Annotated in this window: 14 protein-coding genes, 1 tRNA gene and 1 rRNA gene; 5 read left to right on the top strand and 11 right to left on the bottom strand. The window is 73.0% G+C overall.

Going from position 1 to position 23,135, the window contains the following annotated elements; all coding sequences use genetic code 11:
* Positions 1-60 precede the first annotated feature (60 nt).
* Complete coding sequence (locus CRP27_RS00075) at positions 61-1,389, top strand: glycosyltransferase (RefSeq protein ID WP_097178811.1); 1,329 nt, start codon at positions 61-63, stop codon at positions 1,387-1,389.
* Between the two features lie 544 nt (positions 1,390-1,933).
* Here the strand turns inward: CRP27_RS00075 and CRP27_RS00070 are convergent.
* Entirely contained in the window at positions 1,934-3,235 is a 1,302-nt protein-coding gene (locus CRP27_RS00070; protein WP_097178810.1) for a glycosyltransferase family 2 protein, read from the bottom strand.
* A 158-nt stretch (positions 3,236-3,393) separates the two neighbouring features.
* On the opposite strand from CRP27_RS00070, the gene CRP27_RS18070 reads away from it, so the two are divergent.
* From CRP27_RS18070 to CRP27_RS00055, 4 genes are all read left to right on the top strand, one after another.
* Positions 3,394-3,567: a hypothetical protein gene (locus tag CRP27_RS18070; protein ID WP_176505405.1), complete on the top strand. Its 174-nt coding sequence runs from the start codon at positions 3,394-3,396 to the stop codon at positions 3,565-3,567.
* Between the two features lie 102 nt (positions 3,568-3,669).
* A complete protein-coding gene (locus tag CRP27_RS00065) occupies positions 3,670-4,617 on the top strand; it encodes a beta-1,6-N-acetylglucosaminyltransferase (RefSeq protein ID WP_097178809.1) in 948 nt (315 codons plus the stop codon).
* Positions 4,614-6,158, top strand: coding sequence for a lipopolysaccharide biosynthesis protein (locus CRP27_RS00060; protein ID WP_097178808.1), 1,545 nt, complete (start codon positions 4,614-4,616; stop codon positions 6,156-6,158). Before CRP27_RS00065 ends, CRP27_RS00060 begins: the two co-directional genes overlap by 4 nt.
* Positions 6,155-7,402, top strand: a complete 1,248-nt coding sequence (locus CRP27_RS00055; protein ID WP_176505404.1) for a glycosyltransferase family 4 protein — start codon at positions 6,155-6,157, stop codon at positions 7,400-7,402. Before CRP27_RS00060 ends, CRP27_RS00055 begins: the two co-directional genes overlap by 4 nt.
* A 553-nt stretch (positions 7,403-7,955) precedes the next feature.
* Here the strand turns inward: CRP27_RS00055 and CRP27_RS00050 are convergent.
* From CRP27_RS00050 to rrf, 10 genes are all read right to left on the bottom strand, one after another.
* Positions 7,956-8,966: a glycoside hydrolase family 16 protein gene (locus tag CRP27_RS00050; protein ID WP_097178806.1), complete on the bottom strand. Its 1,011-nt coding sequence runs from the start codon at positions 8,964-8,966 to the stop codon at positions 7,956-7,958.
* Entirely contained in the window at positions 8,951-11,347 is a 2,397-nt protein-coding gene (locus CRP27_RS00045) for a PIG-L family deacetylase (RefSeq protein WP_097178805.1), read from the bottom strand. Before CRP27_RS00045 ends, CRP27_RS00050 begins: the two co-directional genes overlap by 16 nt.
* Positions 11,334-14,954 carry a glycosyltransferase gene (locus CRP27_RS00040; protein ID WP_097178804.1) on the bottom strand — a complete coding sequence of 1,207 codons (3,621 nt, stop codon included), beginning with the start codon at positions 14,952-14,954 and terminating at the stop codon, positions 11,334-11,336. Before CRP27_RS00040 ends, CRP27_RS00045 begins: the two co-directional genes overlap by 14 nt.
* A complete protein-coding gene (locus tag CRP27_RS00035; RefSeq protein ID WP_097178803.1) occupies positions 14,951-15,913 on the bottom strand; it encodes a glycosyltransferase family 2 protein in 963 nt (320 codons plus the stop codon). Before CRP27_RS00035 ends, CRP27_RS00040 begins: the two co-directional genes overlap by 4 nt.
* The gene (locus CRP27_RS00030; protein WP_097178802.1) at positions 15,910-16,821 is read right to left on the bottom strand and encodes a glycosyltransferase family 2 protein; all 912 of its coding nucleotides are present in this window, start codon (positions 16,819-16,821) and stop codon (positions 15,910-15,912) included. Before CRP27_RS00030 ends, CRP27_RS00035 begins: the two co-directional genes overlap by 4 nt.
* 372 nt (positions 16,822-17,193) lie before the next feature.
* On the bottom strand, positions 17,194-19,986 hold the full coding sequence (locus CRP27_RS00025; RefSeq protein ID WP_097178801.1) for an AMP-binding protein: 2,793 nt from the start codon (positions 19,984-19,986) through the stop codon (positions 17,194-17,196).
* Positions 19,987-20,235: 249 nt separating this feature from the next.
* Positions 20,236-20,307, bottom strand: a tRNA-Gln gene (locus tag CRP27_RS00020).
* Positions 20,308-20,351: 44 nt separating this feature from the next.
* Complete coding sequence (locus CRP27_RS00015; protein WP_097178800.1) at positions 20,352-21,296, bottom strand: NAD(P)/FAD-dependent oxidoreductase; 945 nt, start codon at positions 21,294-21,296, stop codon at positions 20,352-20,354.
* 1 nt (position 21,297) lies between these two features.
* Positions 21,298-22,785, bottom strand: a complete 1,488-nt coding sequence (gltX, locus tag CRP27_RS00010; protein ID WP_097178799.1) for a glutamate--tRNA ligase — start codon at positions 22,783-22,785, stop codon at positions 21,298-21,300.
* 116 nt (positions 22,786-22,901) lie between these two features.
* Positions 22,902-23,018, bottom strand: a 5S ribosomal RNA gene (gene rrf / locus CRP27_RS00005).
* Between the last annotated feature and the right edge of the window lie 117 nt (positions 23,019-23,135).

Genomic DNA, 23,135 nt, shown 5'->3' with positions numbered 1-23,135 from the left:
CCCCGCCACGCGGTGGGGCCGCCGTTGTCCGCCCCGATCGACCCCCGTAGCGTCCGCTGCATGGCCCTGCTCTCCCCCGTCACCGTCCCCGGCCCACGCCGCGTCGTCAGCGTCGACCTCGACGCTCCGCTGCCGACCCTCGTCGCCGACGAGACCGGCTCCTCCGCGCTGGTCGTCGGCTACCGTGACGGCTTCCCGGTCACGACCCTCGACGTGCTGCTCACGGCGGACCCGGCCGACGCCGCCCGCGCGCTCGCCCCGCTCGTCGACGGGCACCCGGGCACGGTCGACGCCTTCCCGGAGCGGGTGCCGGACGCGGACCTCCCGATGATCTCGATCGTGGTGTCGACCATCGTCGCCCGCGTCGAGGACATCGGGAAGCTGCTCGACTTCCTCGAGCACCTGGACTACCCGGACTACGAGGTCGTCCTCGTCGACAACCGCGTGAAGGTGCCCGACATCGACGCGCTCCCGGGGCTGCTCGAGGGCCGAAACGTGCGGCTCGTGACGGAGCGACGGCCCGGCTGCTCGGTCGGCCGGAACTCCGGCGTCGCCGCGGCGAAGGGCGAGATCATCGCGTTCACCGACGACGACGTCCGCGTGGACCCGCAGTGGCTCCGCTCGATCGGCACCCGGTTCGTCCGCGAGCCCGACGTCCAGGCGGTCACGGGCATGATCCTGCCCGTCGAGCTCGAGACGCCCGCGCAGATCTGGTACGAGGCGTACTACGGCGGCTTCAGCGGCGAGCGCACCTTCGACCCGGTGACGATCGTCCCGGACGACGTCCAGGGGCTCATGCGGCACGCGCAGGCGTCGGCGATCGCCCCGGACGGCACCGTCCGCAAGCACTTCGCGATCTACGGCATCGGCGGCTACGGCGCCGGCGCGAACTGGGCGGTCCGCCGCTCCGCGTTCGACGCCGTCGGCGGGTTCGACCCCGTGCTCGGCGCCGGCGTGCCCGCACGCGGTGGTGAGGACCTGGCGATCTTCATCGACATCCTCTGGGGCGGCGGCCGGATCGGCTTCGAGCCCAGGGCGGTCGTGCACCACCGGCACCGCCAGGACCTCGAGGGGCTGCACGGTCAGCTGCACTCGAACGGCGTCGGGTTCACGGCGCTGATGTGCGAGCTGATCGCGAAGGACCGGCGGCACGCGCTCGTGCTCGCGCGCCTGATGCCGCGCGCCGGCAAGATCAAGCTCGCTCAGCTGGTGTCCCGGTTGCGCGGGAAGCGGGACGCTGCGGCGGAGACCATCACCGAGGCGTCGACGACCCGGATCCCCCGCTCGCTCGCCTACCACGAGTTCCGCGGCTTCCCGGCCGGGCCCGCGGCGTACTTCCGGAGCCGCCGGTTCTGGCGCGACGTCGAGGAGGGCCGCTTCCGGCCCTAGACGCGACCGTCCGGCGGACGGGAGGCCCGTGGCAGCGTCGCCACGGGCCTCCCGTCCGTCGAGCGACATCGCGGCTGTCGTACGACGACCGCTTCGTCGCACCATGCACACGCATGCCGCGTCACCCACCGGCCTGGAGGCACGGTGCCAGCCCGCCACGCGCCCCTAGTCGGGTGGTTGCGCGCGCAACAAGCGACACCGCGGCCGTCGAACGACGACCGCCTTGTCGCACCATGTACGCGCAACCGTTGCGCGCGCAACGTGCGACACCGCGCGCGTCGAACGACAGCCGTCATGTCGCACCATGCACCTGCATGCCGCGTCACCCACGGGCCTGGAGGCACGATGCCGGCCCGCCGCGCGCCTCTCGTCCGGTGGTTGCGTGCGCAACAAGCGACACCGCGCTCGTCGAACGACAGCCGTCATGTCGCACCATGCACACGCAACCGTTGCACGCGCAACAAGCGACAAAGCGGCTGTCGAACGACACCCGCCTTGTCGCAACGGGTCGGCACAGCGAGCCGGCCCCGCCCACCGCCCTGCGTCAGCGCGCCGCGCGCACCGACCGCAGGTACCGCCACGGGCCGCCGAGCGCGGCGACCAGCTCGACGCGCTTGAGCCCCGCCGTCGCCGCCAGGAACTCGTCGTCGACCGGCCAGCCCCCGAGCGCGTCCACCGCGGCCGACACCTGCCCGTCGCCCTGCCCGAGCGCCCCGAGCTGCTTGAGCGCACCGAACGCCCGCCGGAACACCGCGAGCGCGGTCCGGGGTCGCAGCATCAGCTTCGCGACCCAGGCGCCGAGCCCGGTGCCGTACCCGAGCGCCTGGGAGCGCAGCGCGGCACGGTCGGGACGGTGCTTGTGCCACACGATCGCGGAGGGCTCCACGGCGAGCGCACCGCCGGACAGCAGGACGCGGGTGAACAGGTCGGGGTCCTCGCCGGCGCGGGACGGGGTGCCCGGGCCGAGGGCGACGTCGAACCCGCCGAGGGCGAGCGCTGCCGAGCGTCGGAGGGACATGTTCGCGCCGGTGCCGAACGCGCCGACCGAGAACGGGAAGAGCGGCAGGTCCGCCGGGGGTGCCGAGGTCCGGAACACCCGGCGGTCGAGGTTGCGCGCCCACGTCACCCGCTCGTCGAAGTAGCGCTGCGTGGGTGTGCGGAGTTCCCCGCTCGGCACGAGTCCGGTCACGCAGACGACGTCCGCGTCGCGGGCGTACGCGTCGGCGAGCGCCGCGAGCCAGTGCCGGTCGACGACCACGTCGTCGTCGACGAAGGCGACCACGGCTCCGGAGGCGAGGGCGAGACCGGCGTTCCGTGCGCGTGAGACGCCGGGTCGGGCCTCCAGGACGTAGTGGAGCCGCGGGTCGGCGAACGCGGCGACCACGTCGCGGGTCGCCGAGGTGGTCGGCGCGTTGTCGACGACGAAGACCTCGAAGTCCGGGTGCTCGGAGGCGAGCACGCTGCGGACGCAGCGGCGGACGTCGTCGGGTCGGTCGCGGGTGCCGATCACGACGGAGACGCGGCCGGCATGGTCCCCCTGCGGGGCGGACGGGAGGCACGTGGTGCGCAGGGCGCGCAGGGCCGGACCCAGCTCGGCCGGGTCCACCTCCCCGCTCGCGTCGACGGCGACGTCGACGAAGCCGGCGACCTCGCGGCCGTCGCGGACCAGCAGGCGGGCGCGGCGGAAGCCCTCCGCGCCGGCGAGCTCGACGGCGGAGGCGGCGAGCGCCTCCTGCCGGTCGATCGCGCCCACCCAGGCGGCTCCGGGCCACGCGGGGAGCTCCGGCGACGGCATCGCGGGCGCGATCATCAGCACGGGCACGGCGGTGGCCTGGTGGTCGGTCATGGTCCGATGCTCCGGTGGGGCACCGGCACGGTCAACGGGGAGGTGACCGGGATGCGGCGACGGACGTTCCTCTTGCGGTTTGCCGCCACCGGATGCCGCTCGGCCCGTAGGATCGGGAGGACGACCCGGCGGCAGCACGCCGGGCACGAGGAGGACGAATGCCGCTGGGCCCCACGACCGAGCTCGGCGCCGACCTCCCGTCGGAACGGACCGTCCTCGTGGTCGATGCCGCGACGTGCGTCTGCGGTCACGTGCAGGAGGCGCACGAGCACTACCGCCCCGGCACCGACTGCGCGCTGTGCGACTGCCCGAGGTTCCGCAAGAAACGCTGATCAGGGCCGTTTCGGGGGTCGCGGTGCGGGAAACCGCCGCTTCCCCGCAGCAGCCTCAGGGTCCCTTGTCGGCCCCGGAACGGCGCGGTTAGCGTCGCGTCCATGGCCATCTCCCCAGCGGCGCCCGCCTCACCCGCGGCACTCGCGTGCATCGTCCTCGCCCACGAGGACCCCGAGCACGTCCGCCGACTCGTCGAGGCGCTCGATCCGTTCCCGGTCTTCCTGCACTGCGACGCGCGCACGTCGGAACCGGTGTTCCGGGCGATGACCCACGGCCTGCCGGACCGCGTCCGGGTCCTGCCGCGCATCCGCACCGGTTGGGCGAAGTGGGAGAACGTCGAGGCCGAGGTGGAGGGGTACCGAGCGGCCCTCGCCGGGTCGGAGGCGTCGCACGTCGCGGTGCTCACCGGGAGCGACTACCCCCTGGCGGACCCGGCCGAGATCGTCGCGCTGCTCGAGGCGCACCGCGAGGACTCCTTCATCGCCGCGCACCCGCTGCCCTTCGCGGAGTGGGGCCGGGGTGGTGGGATCCCGAGGATCCGGTTCCGGCACTGGGCGTGGCGGAAGCGCATGATCCGGCTGCCGATCCCCCGCCGAGTCCCGGCGGGCGTCGTCTTCGCGGGCGGCTCGCAGCTCAAGGTGCTGGCCCGCCGCCACGCCGCGGCGGTCGTGGAGACCGTCGACAGCCGGCCGGACCTGGTCCGGTTCTGGCGTCGGACGTGGGTGGCCGACGAGACGTTCGTGCCGTCGGTCCTGAGCACCCCGGCGCTGACGCCGGGGTTCGCTGACGAGCACGTGCCGAGTCCGCTGTGGTGGATCGGCTGGGACGGGACGGCGCGGAAGAGCCCGCCGTGGCTGACGACGGCCGACGCGGGCGCGCTGCTCGAGCGTCGGACGATGCCGGACCTCGAGCACCCGCACGTGTTCGCGCGGAAGTTCTCGACGGCGTTGAGCTCCGACCTGCTCGACATCGTGGACGGGGCGTTCGGGTTGCGGCAGGGGTCTGCCGGTTCGCCGTCGTCGGCTCCGTCGGTGGTGGTCGCACCGTGACGCTCCCGCCGCAGACCCGCCGCGAGGCGCGCGCCGCACGCGACGCCGCCGCATCGGGCAGCCCCGCCGACGTCGACGTCGACCTCGACGAGCCCGTCGCGCCCGTCCCCGAGTCGCTCGACACCGGGGCCGTCGCGGTCCGCAAGGGTTCGTCCGTCCTGTTCGGCCGCGGCCTGCTGTACGTCGTCGTCTGGTCGATGCAGCTCGTCGTCTCGTCGCTGATCTCCCCCGTGCTGGCGCACCTCATGCCGCCGGCGGAGTTCGGCGTGCTCGCATCCGCGATCGCCCTCTACCAGGCACTCGTGGTGCTGGCCGTGGCGGGCATCGACCAGGCTGCCGTGCTGCAGCGCGCCGAGGACGGCGACGACCGGCGTGCCAGAGGCCTGCTCGCGGTCGGCATGATCACGGCGAGCATCGTCACGGTCATCGCGCTGACGACGATCCCCGCGTGGGGTGACGCCGCCGGGTTCGTCGGCTCGCACCCGCTGCTCCTCGTCGCGGTGCTGTGGACCGGTCCGGCGGCGATCGTGCAGATCTCCCTCGCCCTCCTCGTCGCACAGGACCGCATCAAGGTCTTCGCCGTCACGAGCCTGCTGTCGTCGATCGGCGGCTCGATCATCGGCCTCGGCCTCCTGACATTCGTGCACGCCGACGCCACCACGTACGCGTGGGGCGGGGTGGTGGCCCAGGGCGTGGCCATGGTGATCGGCATCGCCGCGACGAGGCCCCGGCTCGCGGGCCTGTTCGACCGCCGGACGAACGCCCGTGCCTTCCGGCTCGGCATCCCGATCGCCCTCGGCAACCTGTCCTACTTCGTGCTCAACGCCGGCGACCGTGTCGTCGTGCAGCGGCTGCTCGGCCCGGAGGAGGTCGCCCGCTACCAGATCGCGTACGTGGTCGGGTCCGCGGTGATCCTGCTCCTGTCGTTCACGAACCAGGCGTGGGCACCGCACTTCGCCGCCCTCCGGGACACGGTCGCCCGTCGACAGCTCGCGATGCACTCGCGGAACGAGCTGTACCGGATGCTGGCCCCCGTGCTGCTCGCCGTGACGTTGGTCTCCCCGGTCGCGCTGCCGATCCTCGCGCCAGCGAGCTACCACGTCCACGAGCTCACCATCGTGGTGTTCATCGTCGCGGTCACGGCGCTCCCCGTCGCGGCCAGCGGCGCGACCGGTCGCCTGCTGCTCATCGAACGCCGAGGGGTCGCCGTCGGCGTGATCGCCGCGATCGCCGGCGTGGTGAACATCGGTGCGAACCTGGTGCTCGTTCCGGTGTTCGGGATCGCCGGCGCCGCGATGGCGACCGTCGTCGCGTACGTCGGTCTCGCCGCCATGCAGCTGTTCGCGTTGTCCGACCGCCGGGAGTGGCGTGGGCCGGGCCTGCGGATCGTGCTGCCGGTCGTCGCCGCTCTCGTCGTCGCCGCGGTGTCGACGGCCGTGCCGCAGGACGCCCTCTGGAACTGGATCCGTGTCGCCGGGGTGCTCGCCTGTCTCCCCTGGTTCATCCGACGTCTCCGGGCCGCACGAGGAGGTGCGTCGTGACCGACCGCAAGCGAACGACCGACCGCAAGCGAACGACCGACCGCAGGCGAACGACCGAACCGGACCGACCGCTCCGGATCGGCGCCGTGGTCACCGGACTCGCCCTGATCGGCGGCCTGGAACGCTGCGTGCTCGAGGACACCGCCGACCTCGTCGCAGCGGGCCACGAGGTCGAGGTCTGGCACCGCGACGCCCACGCACCCCGTCCCGGCGAGGGTCGCGCGCCGTACGAACGACTCGGCGTCCCCCTGGTCGACGCGACCGACCTCCGCTTCGGCGTCAGGACCGCGCTCCTCGACGCCTGGCGCTTCGCCCGCGAGGGTCTCCGCATCCGCCGCTCCCGACTCGACGTCCTGTGGCTGAACCGGCCGGAGTACCTGCCGTTCGGGCGCATCGCGTCGATGGTCGCCGGCGTCCCCCTGGCCGTGCACCTGCACCACGCCCCGAACTACCGACGCGTCCGGGCGTTCTCCGGCGGCCGGACCCGGTTCTTCGCCGTCTCGAACGCGATGGCTGCGGCGTGGCAGGAGGTCGGCGCGCCCGCGGACAAGATCACCATCGTGCCGAACGGCGTCGACACGGACGCGTTCCGCGCGGCGACACCCGACGAGGTCCGGCGCGCCCGTGCGACGCTCGGCATCGACGACGCCACCCCCACCGTGCTCTACTACGGTCGACTCACCCGCTCGAAGGGCGTCCTCGCGCTGCTCGCCGCGTGGGGTCAGGTGCTCGCCGCCGCGGACGCCCGGAGCCTGCAGACCGTCCCGGCCGCTCCCGGGGCACCGCGCCGCGCGCCGCTGCTCGTGCTGGCGGGTGCGCTCTACCCGAGCGAGGCCGACGCCGTGAACCGCGCGATCGCCGAGCTCCCCGAGGGCTCGGTGCTCGTCCTGCCCGAGCGGGACGACGTCGTCCCGCTCCTGCACGCAGCCGACCTCGTCGTGGCCCCCTCGATCGAGCCGGAGGGCTTCGGCCGTGTCGTCGTCGAGGCGATGTCGACCGGCCGCCCGGTGGTGGCCGCGGCATCGGGCGGCACCGGGGAGATCCTGTCCGGCGAGTGGGCGCGCTTCACCGTCGACCCCGCGGACACGCAGGCGCTGGCGCGGAAGGTGTCGGACGTCCTCGACGAGGCCGTCCGCGACCCGTCCCTCGGTGCCCGGGGCCGGGAGTTCGTCCGTGCACACCACGGACGGGAACCGCACGTCGCCGCGCTCCTCGGCGCGCTGCAGGAGCACGCCGGGCGCTGAGCGCGGCGGCGGTCGCGTCCCCGACGGGGCGCGGCAGGCATCGGACGGGAGGCACGGCGCGGCCTGGATCCGTGTCTCCAGGCCGACAGTGCGTCGCGAACGCGACAGACCCCCGCAAGCGGCAGCGGACCCCGCCGCGAACGCGACAGCGGTGCGCGCGAGGATCGCTGCAGACTGTCGCTTTCGCGACGGGGCGGGACGGACATCGGACGGGAGGCGCGGTGCGGCCTGGATCCGTGCCTCCAGGCCGACAGTGCGTCGCGAACGCGACAGACCCCCGCGAGCGGCAGCGGACCCCGCCGCGAACGCGACAGAGGTGCGCGCGAGGATCGCTGCAGACTGTCGCTTCCGCGATGGGGCGGGACGGACATCGGACGGGAGGCGCGGTGCGGCCTGGATCCGTGCCTCCAGGCCGACAGTGCGTCGCGAACGCGACAGACCCCCGCAAGCGGCAGCGGACCCCGCCGCGAACGCGACAGAGGTGCGCGCGAGGATCGCTGCAGACTGTCGCTTCCGCGGACGCGCGCGGCAGGCGCGACGGCCCCGCGCGGGCTCAGCCCGCCTCGGGACCCGCGTCACCGGGCGGGGTGTCCGCCGTCCAGCTGCCCTGCGCCGGTGCCGTGGCGCCGTCGGACGGCAGGCTCGCCTGCGGCTCGGCGCCGTCCGCCGGCACGTCGATGGTCATCCAGTCGATCAGGAGCGAGCCCGCGGCATCCCGCGGCGGGAGCCCCTCGTTGGAGCCCGCCTGGACGACGAGGTGCATGCGGGAGGTGGGGATGCTCTCGGTCGTGGTCCCCACGACCTCGCCGTCGATGAGGAACGACATCCGGGCCGGCGTCCACTCGATCGTGTAGGTGTGCCAGTCGGCGAGCGAGGCGCTGGTCTCGTAGTGCACGCACTTCTCGGCGGGGTCCTCGAGGCAGTGCACGTTCAGGTACGCCGGAGCGCCGAGGGCACCCTCGGGGAAGTCGACCTCGCCGTGCTCCCAGACGTTCTCGTCGCTCCAGAGCAGCATCGCGACCCCGTAGCCGTCGACCTCGTCGCTCTTCATCCGGACGGAGTACCGGCCGGACGTCTGCCCGCCCCACTGGCCGTCGACGAGGGGCACGATCCCTCCGGCGAGCGGGGTCCCGGCCTTCGTGGTGCGCAACCGCATGTCGAGGACACCGTCGTGCGCGCTCAGCACCGAGGCCTGGTAGCGGCCCGTACCGGCGGTGTCCGCGAAGCCGTGGTACACCGAGAACCGGTCGGCGTACGTCGCCTCGAAGCCGCCCCTCGACGTGCCGTCGGCGAAGTCCTCGGAGAACACCCGGTCCCATCCGCTGCCGTCGCTCGTCGGCATGGACACTCCGCTCGGATCCGTGGGGTCGACCACCGGGGGCGTCGCGGTCGTCGCGGCGATCGCTCCGGCCGCGATCACCAGGGCACCCGCGGCGACGGCGATCCGCCGACCCGCGCGCCGGACCGGGCCACGGTGCCGCGGGAGGCCGGCACCGTGAGCGGGAGGAGCACCGTGGTCGACGGCCGCGTCGCCGTCGAGCGACGGCGTCACTGCAGGGCCCATGCCCGGATCTCCGACAACCCGACGTTGACGGTGGTCCCGGAGACACCGGTGGTGGTGAACCGGACCCACGTGACGTTCCGGGCGGTGAAGTCGACCGTGAGCGCCGTGCCGTCGTTCGGCAGCTGCCCGACGGTCACCTTGCTGCCGTCCGAGAACGTGAGCGTGCCGCTCGTCACCCGGTCGGCGGTGTTCGGACGATCGTGCAGCACGATCCGCTGCAGCGGCACGGCCTTCGCCCAGGTGAGCTGGTACCAGACGCCCGTCCGGCCGCCGGGTGCCACCCACTCCTTCGTCGGGTCGGCCGGGTAGCCGGACACGACGCCGTCGACGGCCTTCGCGACCGTCTGGCCGTCCGCCGGGTTGTCGGCCTTCGCGGACGGTGTCGCCGTGCCGGTGACGTCGGAGAGCTTCGGGGTCGGCGTCGGCGTCGGGGTGGGGGTCGGGGTCGGCGTGGGCGTGGGTGTGGGCGTCGGCGTCGGCGTGGGTGTGGGGGTCGGGGTCGGCGTGGGCGTAGGCGTCGGCGTGGGTGTGGGAGTCGGCGTCGTGGTGCCCGTCGAGGTCCCGTACACGCGGATCTCGGCGAGCCCGATGTTCTTCGTCGACCCGCTCACCGCGGTGACGGTGAACCGCACCCACGTCGCCTGCCGCGCGGTGAACGCCACGGTCTGGAGCGCCCCGCCGTTCGGGAGCGCCGGTACGGTGACGCTCGACCCGTCGGAGAACGTCAGCGTCCCGCCGAGCACCTGGTCGTCGGTGTTCGGCCGGTCCGCCAGGTGCACCTCGCTCATCGTCTTCGCGCTGGGCCACCCGAGCTGGATCCAGGTCCCGACGCGACCGTTCGGAGCCGCCCACTCCTTCGTGGGATCGGCCGGGTAGCCCGAGACGACCCCGTCGACCGCCTTCAGCGCGGTCTGCCCGTCCGCGGGGTTTTCGGCGCTCGCGGTGACGGTCGCGCCGGTGGTGATGTCCGTCGGGCCGGTCGCCGGCGGTGTGGTCGTGCCGGCCGGACCGAACGCACGGAGCTCCGCGAGCCCGGTGTTCTCGGTCGACCCGCTCACCGCCGTGACGGTGAAGCGCATCCACGTGACCTTCCGGGCACTGAACGTGACCGTCTGCGCCGCGCCGCCGTTCGGGAGCGCCGGCACCCCGACGCTCGACCCGTCCGAGAACGTCAGGGTGCCGCCGAGCACCTGGTCGGCGCTGTTCGGCCGGTCCGACAGGTCGACCTCGGTCAGGGTCGTCGCGCTCCCCCAACCGAGCTGGATCCAGGTCCCCACGCCGCCGTTCGGAGCCGCCCACTCCTTGGTGGGGTCTGCCGGGTAGCCCGAGACGACCCCGTCGACCGCCTTCAGCGCGGTCTGCCCGTCCGCGGGGTTCTCGGCGCTCGCCGTGACCGTGGCCCCGGCGGTGACGTCGGTGCGCTGCGGGTCGGACGGTCCGGTCGGATCGGTCGAGCCGACGGTGTACTGACGGCTCAGCCAGGTCGACTCCGGCCGGGACGCGCACGCCTCCCACGACGCGCAGGTCAGGTCGTCGTGCGCGGCGTACGTGAAGAACGCGTCCGCCTTCGCGTCGACCTGCGCGGTCGTGAGGTTCGCAGGCCGGTCGGCGATCGGGTACCCCATGTACCCCGTGAAGTCGTGGGTGCCGGTGTACTGCTGCTGCACCTCGTCGGTGAGGTAGCCGACGGTGTGGTGGTCGCTGTGGTCCCCGTCACCGTAGGAGCCCTCGTAGTCGAGGGTGTGGATGTGGTTCGGGGCGAAGTCCTGCACGATGCCGAGCAGCGTCGAGCGGAGCTGCGGGAGCGTGTAGGTCGCGCTGTGCAGGGCGCCCGCGACGGTGTCGATCGTGCTCATGTCGCCCGTGTACAGGCGTTGCAGGCTCTCGTACCCGTCGGCCCAGAACCCGTTGCCCTCGACGTTGCCGTCCGGGAGCTCCAGGAACACCATGCTCACGCGCGGGTCCGTCGTCAGGGTCTCGGTGTGCAGGGTCCGTCCGGCGACGGTCAGCGACCCGGTTGCCCAGTCGGAGGCGACCCCGGCGATGCCGGCGTACGACTCCATGAGCCCCTCCTGGCGGCTCTGCCAGTACGACGCGGGGTACCCGGCGTCCCCGGCGGTCACCACGACGGAGCGGACGCACCGACCTGCGTCGACGTCCGAGCGGATCGCGGTGCCCTGGAAGAGCAGGTCGTCGTCGGGGTGGGCGACCACGTTCAGGACGCGTCCCGCGCTGCAGTCGACGGTCGTCGCGGCGTCCGCGGCGGGGGCGACCAGTGCCGGCCCGACGACGAGGGCCGCGACGGTCGCGAGGACCGCCGCGGCGGACACGGCGATGGTCCGCCGTGTCCGCCGCGGGTGGGTGGGGTCAGTCGGTCGCATGGCGCAACCCTTCCTGGGTGAGCTCGTACATCGCCGTCGTGCCGGACGACCAGATGCGGTGCCAGTACGGCGACGAGGCCATCGCGGCCGCGAGCTGCTGGTAGTCGGCGTCGCTCTGGTACCCGTACCGCTCGTCGTACGCACCGAACGGTTCGGCGACGAGGGCGTAGTACTTCGTCGCCGTCCAGTTCTCGACCAGCTCGCGGGTGATGTCGGACACGTCAGACCGGGCGTCGTAGGTGCCGGTGGGGTCCGGGTAGGGGCCGAGGGCCTCGCGGGAGAGGTACCCGACGTCGAAGTACCGCGCACCGGTGTTGCTCGGCACCGCGTTCGCCGAACCGGTGAGCAGCATGACGGAGCCCTTCGGTGCGGTGCGGTCGTACAGCTGCGTCGCCTCGGACTGGCTGCGGGTCACGACGCGGTTCCAGTCGAGCGCGGTCTGTCCGAACGCGCCGACCGCGACGAGCGCTGCGACGCCGAACCCGGCCACCGCGAACCGCACGGCGGTCGGCCGTGTCACCCGTCGGACGAACGCACCGACGGGGGCCAACCTGCCTGATGGCATCGGGAGCGCCGCGGCGAGGATCGCGATCCACGGGGTCGCGAACAGCACCACGCGGAAGATGCCCTCCTGTCCGTAGTTCGTGGCGACGAGCAGCGAGATCGGGCTGGCCGCGGCGGCGAGGAGCGCCCAGTGCACGCGATCGCGTCGGACGAGCACCGTGACGAGTGCAGCGAGGCCGAGGACGACGAGCGCCGCGGCCGGGATGTCGAACGCCAGGCGAGTGACGAGCGGCTTCGGCAGGACGGTCATGTCGTGCGACGGGGGCTGGACGTTGTCGAGGACACGTCCGACCGCTGCCAGCGACAGGAACTTGCCGAGGATGTCGCCGTTCAGGGCGGCGAACACGACCGCCGGGACGAGCACGACGACCGGCAGCCACCAGGGGCGGAGCATCCGGAAGACGACGAGCGCGACGAGTGCCGCGACGGTCAGGTACGGCGAGATCTGGTGCGTCACGGCGAGGACGACGCCGATGACCGTGATCGCGATGATGCGGGAGAGCCCGACCCGTCGGGCACGCGGCTTCGCCGGGACCGTCGCGTCCGCCGGGCCGGTGGTCACGTCACGGAGCGGCCCGGTCGCGAGCACCAGGATCACGATCGACAACAGGATGCCGGTCGACTGCGGCGAGAAGTAGGTGGTGTTGAGCGACCCGGTCATCGCGGTGAGGAGCGCGGCGATCCACGGGCGACGGGCGCCGGGCAGCCAGTGCGCGGCGAGGACGCCCACGGCGATCGTGGTGCTGAACGCGAGCAGGACGGGCACCCACGCGGCGATGAGCATCGCGTTGGCGATCCCGCCGACGTCCGCCACCCAGGCGCCGCCCGCGAACAGGCCGGACCACGTCTGGAAGATGTCTGCCGTGGGGTTCGTGCCGCCGTACTGCCGGATGTACTCGAGGACGCCGATGTGCCGGGCTGCGGCGGCGACCGTCGGCACGCCGTAGGTGATCGCCTGCGCGAGCTGCACGACGCCACCGAGGACGACGACGGGCAGCGCGAGTCCGCGACCCCGCACGAGGGCGACGACCGCCGCGGCGACGACGATCGCCAGCCCGATGACCAGTCCCGGCCCGAGCGAACCGAAGAGCCCCGCCGGCACCGGGTCGCCGATGTGCGTGAGGGCGGCGACGACCACGACGACCAGCCCGACGAGCGACGCCACGGTGACGGAGGCCGTCGTGTCCCACGACCGGCCAGGACCACCAGACGGCGCACCCGCAGCAGTCCGCGCGAGACGGTCCAACCGCAGCTCGGTGAGGTCCCGGGGCACCGCGATCGCGACGGCGACGGCGGTGAGCACGACGACGGCGACGAACGGGACGACCGGCGCCCAGACGTGGAAGGTCGCCATCGTGTACCCGATGCCGATCGTGCCGACGAACGACCCCGTGACGGCGAACACCGAGAACCGCGCGAGCGGCATCGGGCGGACGAGGAGCAGTGGCGCGACGCCGAGCAGCGCGAAGAGGAAGACCCCGATCGCGCTGCCCCGGAGGACGGGCAGCCCGGACACGGCGCCGACAGCGGCGACCAGGAGGGCGAGCACCGGCAGCGCTGCGGCAGTGAGTCGTGCCGCGGGGCCCATCGTGCCGTGCACGCCGGGTCGCACGGCACCGGCGGTGCCGAGGCCGCGCTGGAGCTCGTGACGCCCACGGGCGGTGCGGTCGATCGTCCCGGCGCCGCCGAGTCGCTCCCGGAGAGCGAGGAAGGGCGCCGTGGCCACGGACCGTCGTTCGACGCCGCGCAGCTTCCGCGCGGTCGCGGCGAACTCGGCGTCGACGGCGTCGAGGGCGTCGACCGCCGACGGCCCGCCGGCAGCAGGCCCACCAGCGGGGGTCCCACCCGCGGCCCCGGCGCCACCATCCGACACGTCGGCAGCGCGGTCGCCCTGCTCGAGTCCGAGGCGTGCGAACGCGCTGAGGGCGTCGGGGAGGGCGTCGACCGAGGCGCCGAGCGTCTCGTGGTCGAGGGCGTTCTTGGTCATCCAGGCTCCGAGTCCGTGGCCGTGCGCTGCGGCAGCGCTGCGGAGCGACGCCACGTCGTCCGCCGTCCGCTGCCACGCGATCGCGGCCGGTTCGACGGCGATCGCGGATCCGGCGACGAGCAGTCGTGTGAAGAGGTCGAGGTCGTCCCCGCCGCCGACCCGGGTCCCGGGTCCGAAGGCGGTGTCGAAGCCGCCGATGCGCAAGGCGGTGGCCCGGTGCACGGCGAGGTTCGAGCCGGTGCCGTACTCGGCGGCGGCGAACGGGTGTCGCGGCCCACCCTCCGCGGCGTGCTCGGTGTCGTCGAGCCGGTGGACCCGGCGTCGGACGGTGCGTGCGGCAGCGGTTCGGTCGTCGCGCCAGCGCTGGGCGGGCGTGCGCAGCTCGGCGGTCGGCACCAGGCCGGTGACGCAGGCGATGTCGGGTGCCGACGCGAACGCGGAGGCGAGGGCGTCCATCCAGCCGGCGTCGACGACCGCACCCTCGTCGACGAACGCGACGACGTCACCCGTGGCCGCGAGGAGTCCGGCGTTGCGAGCGGCTGCGAGCCCGCCGGCCGGAGCCGCGATCGTCGTGATGCGGCGTCCGCCGATCTCGATCGTGGTGGGGTCCTCGCCGTCGGCGCCGTGGGAGACCACGACGACGTCGAACCGCGGGTAGCCGTTGGCGAGGACGGACCGCATGGTGTCCCCCGCGGCGCCGTCCGTGCAGAGCACCACGGAGACGGACGGCAGGTCCAGACCTGCTGCCGGCCGTCGTTCCGGCGCCGGCATCGGCCGGATCGCACGCTGGAGGGCACGGACGTCGATCGTCGGCCCGATCCGACGCCGCTCGGTGACGTCGGCCTCGACGAAGCCGAGCGGTTCGCCGTGGTCGCGCACCAGGAGTCGGGCTCGCCGGTACCCCTCGGCCCCGGCGAGTGCGATGACGTCCCGGTGGCTCGAGGCGTGCACGTCGGCCCGGTCGACCTCCCCGACCCACAGGGCGCCGTCCCACGTGGGGACGAGCGGCCCCGTGACGATCGGCGAGACGACCATCGCGAGCGTCGCGCGGGTCACCGTGTCACCGCCGGTGCGCGCGCAGCACGGGCCGCGGGGGCGCTGACGACGAAGCTGCCGAGCAGCCGTCCGACGGCGTACCCGGTGACGGTCGACACGACGGACACGACGATCGCGGCGGCACGGGGTGCACCACCGCGGCCGATGGCGCGCAGTTCGCGGAGGAACGCGCCAGGCAGGACCTTCGTGAGGTACGTCTGTTCGCTGGAGAGCGAGTCGCCGGTGCCGACGCGGCGGCTCAGTACCGCCTTCGAGATGCCCTCGTAGTAGCTGCGACGGCGGAGGTAGCGCATCGTGACGCGGTCCGGGGAGACCCGGTGCGACACGTTCGACCGTGGTTCGTGCCGGATCCGCGCACCCGGACGCGCCTGGGCGATCCGGATGCACATCTCGGTCTCCTCGCAGCCGAGCGGCTGGTTGCCGACCCGGCCGATGCCGGACCGGAATCCGCCGGCGAGCAGGATCGCCTCACGGCGGAACGCCATGCTCGAGCCGATGACGTTGCGGACGTCGCCCGCGGTCTCGGGGAGGCCGCGGTAGCTGCAGCCGACGATCCAGAGGAGCTCGTCGGTGTACGGGCCGGCTCCGGTCGCGTCGGGCCACGACGGGGTCGCGCGGCCGCCGACGCCGACGACGTCGGGGTCGTCGAGCGCGGCGAGCATGTGTCCGAGCCAGTCCTCGTCCGCGGTGGCGTCGTCGTCGAGGAACGCGACGACGTCGGCCTCGGTGAGTGCGACGCCGGTGTTCCGGGCGCCGGACAGGCCGCGGTCCTCGGTGTTCTCGACGACGCGCAGTTCCGGCCAGCGGGCCACCGCGCGGGCGAAGAGCTCGGGTTCGTGGTCGATCACGACGACGACCTCCGGGGCTTCAGGCTGGCGCTTGGCCGACTCGACACTGTCCTGCAGGTCACCCCATCGCTGCTGCGTGTACGCGCAGATGACGACGGCGACGGTCGTCACGCGGCGTCCCCCTCGAGCGCGGACACGGTGGCGGGCACGACGGGCGTGACGTCGGGCGACGTCGGCACCGCAGCGACCGAACCGAGCGCGCCACCACCGGACAGCGCGGCACCACCGGTCAGCGCGACACCGCCGGACAGCGTGGCGACCCGGGCGCGTGCACGGCCCTCGGCGGCGCGGCGACGCTCGTGCATGATCGACTTCAGGACGCGGATGCCGTCCGTGACCGCGTTGAGGTTGCTCGTCCCGTGCACCCGCAGCTTCTCGTGGCTGCCGACCTCGGTGATGGCGAGCTCGGCGGCGGACCACCGGCACGTCAGCACCGTCTCGATCTCGAACCCGTCGCCCCACAGCATCGAGCCGTCGGCGGGACGCGGCAGCGTCGACGAGAGCAGCCCGATCTTCGGCAGGACGTCGGCCCAGAAGGCGTTGTACCCGTAGCAGAGGTCGCTGTACCGGGTGCCGAGGATGACGTTGCAGAGCACGTTCAACCCGCGGTTCCCGAGGTTGCGGAGCAGCGTGATGTCGTCGCTCCCACCGCCGTGCGAGTACCGGGTGCCCTTCGCCACGTCGGCGCCGTCCACGAGTGCCTGCACGAAGCGCGGGATCTCGTCCGGGTCGGCCGAGCAGTCGGCGTCGAACATGACGACGACGTCGCCGGTCACGGCCTCGAACCCGCAGGCGAGCGCGTTGCCCTTGCCCTTGCGGGTCTGGTGCACGACGCGGACGTCGGGCATCAGCCGCTGCGCCGTCGCGATCGTGTCGTCGACCGAGTTGCCGTCGACCAGGATCACCTCGTGCACGGGCGGGAGCTTCGGCAGGATGATCTCGAGGTTGCGGGCCTCGTTGCGGGCCGGGATGACGACGGAGACCCTCGGGTCCCTCGGACGTGCGGTGGTGGCGGACATGGTGCTCCTGTCGGGTTCAGGGTGCATTCGGGTCGCTCGGAGGTCCGGCGAGGCCGCGGTGCGGGCTGCGACGACGCGGGTACGAGCGTCACGGGTGCCGGCGGGGCGCGGGTACGACGCCACCGGGTGCGGGTCGAGTGGGTACGTCTCACCCCGCGGTCCAACCCTCGCCGCGGGCGGGGTGGCGGTCAATGCGGTGTGCGGTCCCTTGCGGCCCCCCGAGTGCGGATACGGAAAGCCGCAACGCGAGTGGGCGTCGGCTTCTGGACTGCGGGTTCCGGACCGCGGCAGCAGGACGGCCTGGAGGCACGGTGCGGGCCCGCACCGTGCCTCCAGGCCGTCCTGTGGTCGCGTTGCGCGACCCGCCGTGCGTCAGCCGGCCGTGTCCCGAGCCGCGCGCTCGGTCGCGAGCGCCTCGCGCACCACCGGCGCGAGCTCCGCGACGTGCGGCTCGCGCAGCAGCGACGTGTGCTCGCTGGCGATGCGGACCGTTCGGTTGTCGCCCTGCAGCAGGTCGCCCCAGCCCTCGGCATCAGGGTTCGCGTCCGCCTCCACGTAGGTGGACGGCCCGGTGAACGGCGTCGGGCGGTGCCGTCGGCTCGAGACCGCGGCCTGGTCGAAGAACGCGTCGAAGTCCTTCTGGCCGCCGAAGCGGAGCACGCCGGCGGTGTACGCGCGGAAGCGCTTCGCGGCCTTCTCGCCGTACGGCACCCCGGCCGGCAGGACGCGGCGTACGACCCGGTCCAGGCCGTTGCGGACCACGCGCACCGTCGGGTTCGACGGCTGCTGCGGCCGCATCCGGCCGAAGTCGAGGCGGGCCTGCTCCGCACGGGTCCGCGGCAGGTAGGTGTCCAGCAGGACGACGTGCTGGACCCGCTCGCCGCCCTCGGTGAGGAGCCGCGCGATCTCGAGCGCGATGAGCCCGCCGAGCGAGTGGCCGACGAGCAGGTACGGGCCGCGTGGCTGCACGATCCGCATGAGCGCGAGGTACCGGCGGGCGCTGCGGGTGACGGACCAGTCCGGGAGGCCGCGGCGCTCGAGGGCGTGCTGCTGGAACGCGTACACGTCGTACTCGGGCAGGTAGCGCGACAGCGGCAGGAAGGTCAGGGCGAGCGCTCCGGCGCCGGCGAAGCAGAACACCGCCGGGTTCCCCGGGGCCCGGGCCTCGGAGACCTTCACGACGTCGGGGTGGCTCGGCAGCGCCGCGGTGCCGACGCGGACCCGGCGTGCGAAGGCCCGCAGGGTGGGGTGTTCGAGGACGTCCGAGCCGCGCAGGTCGACACCGAGCCGCTGGTGCACGATGGCGAGCATCTCCTCGGCGGTGAGCGAGTCGCCGCCGAGGGCGGAGAAGTCCTCGTCGAGGTGCACGCCGTGCAGCCCGAGGACCTCCGCCCAGATCTGCCCGACGACGAGCTCCCACTGGTCGTACTCGTCCTCGGTCATCTCCGCCTCGATGCTCGGCGCACCGGGCAGGGCCGCACGGTCGACCTTGCCGCGCTCGGTCCGCGGCAGCTCCGTCATCGGGACGATGGACGCGGGCACCATGTACTCCGGCAGGCGGTCGCGGAGCCCGCGCCGGATCGCAGCCGGCGCCGGGGTCCGGCGTCCGGGGCGGCCGACGACGTACGCGACGAGGCGGGTCACGGCGGGCGGCGCGACGAGGGCGGTGACGGCGGCGTCGTAGACCTCGGGCAGGGCGCGGAGCGCCGCCTCGATCTCGCTCGGCTCGACCAGGTACCCGCGCACCTTCACCGCGTCGTCGGCGCGCCCGAGCAGCACGAGGCGGCCGTCGGGGTCGATGCGGGCGAGGTCGCCCTGCCGCCAGGCGGGCATCGTGTCCGTGTCCTGGTCGGCTGCTCCGGGTTCGTCGTCCTCGGGGACGGCGTCGGCTCGTGTCAGGTGTTCGGCGGTGAGGGCCGGGGCGCCCCAGTACCCGGTGGTCATGCCGTGGGACAGCACGACGAGCTCGCCGCTCTCCCCCGGCGCGGCCGGTGTCCCGTCCTCGCGGACGACCCGGACGCGCTTGCCCGGCAGGGGCCACCCGGCGGGGACGACCCCGGCCGGCAGGGCGTCGTCCGGCCCGACGGGGCAGTACGCCACGCAGCCCATCTCGCTCGAACCGAACCCGTTCCAGAACGTCGTCGACGGTCCGAGGTGCGGCCGTGCCGCGGCGATGTCGGTCCCGGTGACGGGCTCCCCCACCGTCACGACGAAGCGCATCGCGCCGAGCACCCGTCGGTCCGGCACGTCCGGCTGCGCGCGCACGATCGACCGGACCAGGTGCGGGGTCGAGGCCAGACCGTTCGCGCCCTCGGCGTCGAGCCGCTGCAGGAGGCGCTCGATGCCGAGGTCGCGCGGGTCCAGCAGCACGACGGCGCCACCGTTGAGCAGCGTGTTGAACGTGTACGAGAACCCGGCCGCGAACGACAACGGCAGTACGAGACCGACCCGGTCCCCCGGGCGGAGCCCGAGGGCGATCGCGTCGTGCTCGGCGTTCTCGAGCGTCTGCCGGTGCGTGACGGCGACGCCCTTCGGCAGGCCCGTGGACCCGGAGGTGAAGATGAGGACGAGGGGGTCGGTGTCGCCGGGGCGGCCGGGGTGCTCTGCGGGCGCGGCCACATGTGCCGATGCCGTCTGCGTCTGCGTCTGCACAGCGCGCTCCAGCAGCGGCGTCAGGTCGTGGACGCGTCCGCCGGTCTCGGCGACGACCGAAGCCGCAGCGTCGGCGCGGTCGACGTCCGCCAGGACCTCCTCCACCCCGGCGAGCCGGACGACGTGCGCGAGCCGTGCCGGAGGCAGGTGGTCGTCGAGCACCACGACGGTGCGTCCGGCACGGATCAGTGCGAGCACGCCGACCACCGCCTCGGTGGTCTGTCCAGCCATGATCCCGATCGGCTCGGACGCTCCCCCGGCGACCGCGCCGACGCCGGCACCGGTCCGACCGTCCGGGCGGAGTGTGTCCGTCAACGCGACCGCGAGGCCGGACACGAGCCGGTCCGTCTGCGCGTACGTCAACGCGCGCCCCTCGCCGGCGAGGGCGGGTTCGTCGCCGTGCGCCGCGACGACGCGGTCCCACCGGTCCAGCACGGAGTGGTCGTCCGCCACCGGCACGACGGCGGTGTGGTCCCAGTCGTGGTTCGTGGTCAGCGGTTCAGCAGCGGTCACAGGAGACCCCCCGAGTGCTCGTCAGCGGCACGTCACGGTGTCGCGACGGTCCTTGGACCGTAGTTCCGGGCGTCCCCGGCGTGCGAGCGTGAGCGACCCGGGTGCGGGCATCCTGCGGTTCGCCGCAAGGGGTTCGTCAGCAGCCGGACCGACGGGCGTGTCGTGCGTTCCGTTCGGGCGTGTCGTGCACGCTCGCTGCCGGGAACGGAACAAGCCCCCGGGAGATCCCGGGGGCTTGTTCGACGAGTGCTGGGGTACCTGGACTCGAACCAAGAACGACGGTACCAGAAACCGCTGTGTTGCCAATTACACCATACCCCAAAGGCCCGGAGGCCTTCGGTCCCGGTTGCCCGGGGCACGATCAACTACTGTACAGCATCCCTGGGGTCCGTGAGACCACCCACGAGGTCCCGGTGCACCGCGGCCGCCGTCACCGCGCCGTGGCCGGCCGCGACGATGAGCTGCTCCGGGCCGGGAGGCGTGACGTCACCCACCGCGTAGACGCCGGGAACGCTCGTGCGGCCCGAGCGGTCGACGACGACCAGACCCTCGGCGTCACGATCCAGCTCGGCCGCCATCCAGTCGAGGTCGGCGTGCCATCGGGGCCGGACGAACCCGCCCGTCCGGGGCTCCACGTGGCCGTCTGCGAGGCGGACACCCGTCATCCCGGACCGGTCCCCCTCGAGGTCAGCGACGACGCGCTCGTCGACGCGCACACCCGCGGCGGCCAGGCGCGAACGGCCGGCGTCGTCCAGGGGCGCCACCCCGTTCGTGTAGACCACGAGGTCGTCCGCCCACGCCGCGATGAGCAGCGCGCGGTCGACCACGTCGTCGGTCTCGCAGATGAACGCCAACGGTTCGCCGGCCTTCTCGTAGGCGTCGCACTCGACACAGCTGTGCACCGCGGTGCCGTAGAACGCACGGAGCATCGGCAGCGCGGGGAACTCCTCGCGCAACCCGGTGGCGATGACGACGGCACGCGCCGAGGCCTCAACCTCGGCACCCCGCCACGTGCCGTGCACGGACCACCGATCACCGTCGGGTTCGACGCGGTCGACGACGGCCTGCACCACCGTGGCCTCGTCGTAGCCCTCGACCTCGAGGCGTCCGAGCTTCCGGAGCTCGAGCGGCGAGACTCCGTCACGCGTGAGGAACCCGTGCGACCGGAGCGTCGCGGCGTTCCGCGGACGGTTCGCGTCCACGAGCAGCACACTCCGACGGGCGCGGACCAGGTTCAGCGCGGCGCTGAGGCCCGCCGGACCGGCACCGATGACGGCGACGTCGACCGCGATCCGGTCCGGCGCGGTCACGTCAGCGGTCCGCGAGACGACGCAGCCGCGTCACGGTGGAGTCCTTGCCGAGGATCTCCATCGACTCGAACAGCGGCGGGCTGATCCGACGGCCCGACACGGCGACGCGCAGGGGCCCGAACGCGAGCCGCGGCTTCAGTCCCAGGCCGTCGATCAGGGAGGCACGGAGCGCACCCTCGATCGCCTCCGTGGTCCACGTGTCGAGCGGCTCCAGGGCAGCGATGCTCGCGCGCAGGACGTCGCCGGCGTCGGCCTTGAGCGTCGCGAGCGCGTCGTCCTCGACCACCAGCTCGTCGTCAGCGGTGAACAGGAACCCGAGCAGACCGGGCGCCTCGCCCAGCAGCTGCATGCGCTCCTGCACCAGCGGCGACGCCTTCGTCAGGACCTCGAGCTGCTCCGGGGTGGCCGGGTCCGACACGAACTCGGTCAGGTACGGCAGCAGACGACCGCGGAAGTCGTCGGCGTCCAGCAGGCGGATGTGGTCGCCGTTGATCGCCTCGGCCTTCTTGTGGTCGAAGCGTGCCGGGTTCGGGTTGACGTCCGCGACGTCGAACGCCGCGACCATCTCGTCGATCGTGAACACGTCACGGTCCGGCCCGATCGACCAGCCGAGCAGCGCGAGGTAGTTCACCAGCCCCTCGGGGACCATTCCAGCCGCGCGGTGGTGGAACAGGTTCGACTCGGGGTCCCGCTTCGAGAGCTTCTTGTTGCCCTCCCCCATCACGTACGGCAGGTGGCCGAACATCGGGATGAACTCGGCCAGACCGATCTCGTACAACGCCTCGTACAGGGCGATCTGCCGGGGTGTCGACGACAGGATGTCCTCACCACGGAGGACGTGCGTCACGCCCATCAGCGCGTCGTCGACCGGGTTCGTGAACGTGTACAGCGGCTTGCCGTTCGGCCGGACCACCACGAAGTCCGGGAACGTGCCCTGCTTGAAGGTGATCTCCCCGCGGACGAGGTCCTGGAAGCTGAGGTCGCGATCCGGCACACGGAGCCGCAGCGCCGGCTCACGGCCCTGGTCGCGGAAGGCCTGGCGCTCGGCATCGGTCAGGTCACGCTCGTGGTTGTCGTACCCCTGCTTCGGGTCGCGACCGGCGGCCTTGTTGCGGGCCTCCATCTCCTCCGGCGTGACGAACGACTCGTACACGTGTCCCGAGGCCTTGAGCTTCGCGATGACGTCCTCGTAGACGTCCGAACGCTGCGACTGCCGGTACGGCCCGTGCGGGCCACCGACCTCGACCCCCTCGTCCCAGTCGAGCCGCAGCCAGCGCAGCGCATCGAGGATCTGCCCGTAGGACTCCTCGCTGTCACGGGCGGCGTCGGTGTCCTCGATGCGGAACACGAGCTTGCCGCCGGTGTGCCGCGCGTACGCCCAGTTGAACAGGGCGGTGCGGATGAGGCCGACGTGCGGCGTGCCCGTCGGGCTCGGGCAGAAGCGGACACGGACGTCGGAGCCGGAGGCAGTGGTGAATGGCGCAGTCATGACGCATCGATCCTACCGGCCCGGCACCGGCCGCCACGAGGGCTGTGGACAGCCCCGTGAGCGCAGAAAACCCCTGACCAGTGCTGGTCAGGGGTTCCCTGGTGTTACCACGTTGAGTCCGGCGGCGTCCTACTCTCCCACAAGGTCCCCCTTGCAGTACCATCGGCGCTGAGAGGCTTAGCTTCCGGGTTCGGAATGTGACCGGGCGTTTCCCTCTCGCTATGACCACCGGAACACTGTCGACCATGATCTGGTCTCAAACATGTTCTCAGCTGTAGCTGAAGTATTCAGTTTGATTCCCGATCGTCTGTCGGGAACCACAAAGTGGACGCGAGCCCCACACCGAAGTG

The sequence above is a fragment of the Curtobacterium sp. 314Chir4.1 genome, from assembly GCF_900215175.1.
Lineage (GTDB): Bacteria > Actinomycetota > Actinomycetes > Actinomycetales > Microbacteriaceae > Curtobacterium > Curtobacterium pusillum_A.
This window is presented reverse-complemented; position numbering and strand designations above follow the sequence as displayed.

What these genes read in the sequence shown, in the direction of transcription:
- CRP27_RS00075 (WP_097178811.1), top strand. Translation starts at nt 61, where the DNA reads ATGGCCCTGCTCTCCCCCGTCACCGTCCCCGGCCCACGCCGCGTCGTC.
- CRP27_RS00070 (WP_097178810.1), bottom strand. Translation starts at nt 3,235, where the DNA reads ATGACCGACCACCAGGCCACCGCCGTGCCCGTGCTGATGATCGCGCCC.
- CRP27_RS18070 (WP_176505405.1), top strand. Translation starts at nt 3,394, where the DNA reads ATGCCGCTGGGCCCCACGACCGAGCTCGGCGCCGACCTCCCGTCGGAA.
- CRP27_RS00065 (WP_097178809.1), top strand. Translation starts at nt 3,670, where the DNA reads ATGGCCATCTCCCCAGCGGCGCCCGCCTCACCCGCGGCACTCGCGTGC.
- CRP27_RS00050 (WP_097178806.1), bottom strand. Translation starts at nt 8,966, where the DNA reads ATGGGCCCTGCAGTGACGCCGTCGCTCGACGGCGACGCGGCCGTCGAC.
- CRP27_RS00045 (WP_097178805.1), bottom strand. Translation starts at nt 11,347, where the DNA reads ATGCGACCGACTGACCCCACCCACCCGCGGCGGACACGGCGGACCATC.
- CRP27_RS00030 (WP_097178802.1), bottom strand. Translation starts at nt 16,821, where the DNA reads ATGTCCGCCACCACCGCACGTCCGAGGGACCCGAGGGTCTCCGTCGTC.
- gltX (WP_097178799.1), bottom strand. Translation starts at nt 22,785, where the DNA reads ATGACTGCGCCATTCACCACTGCCTCCGGCTCCGACGTCCGTGTCCGC.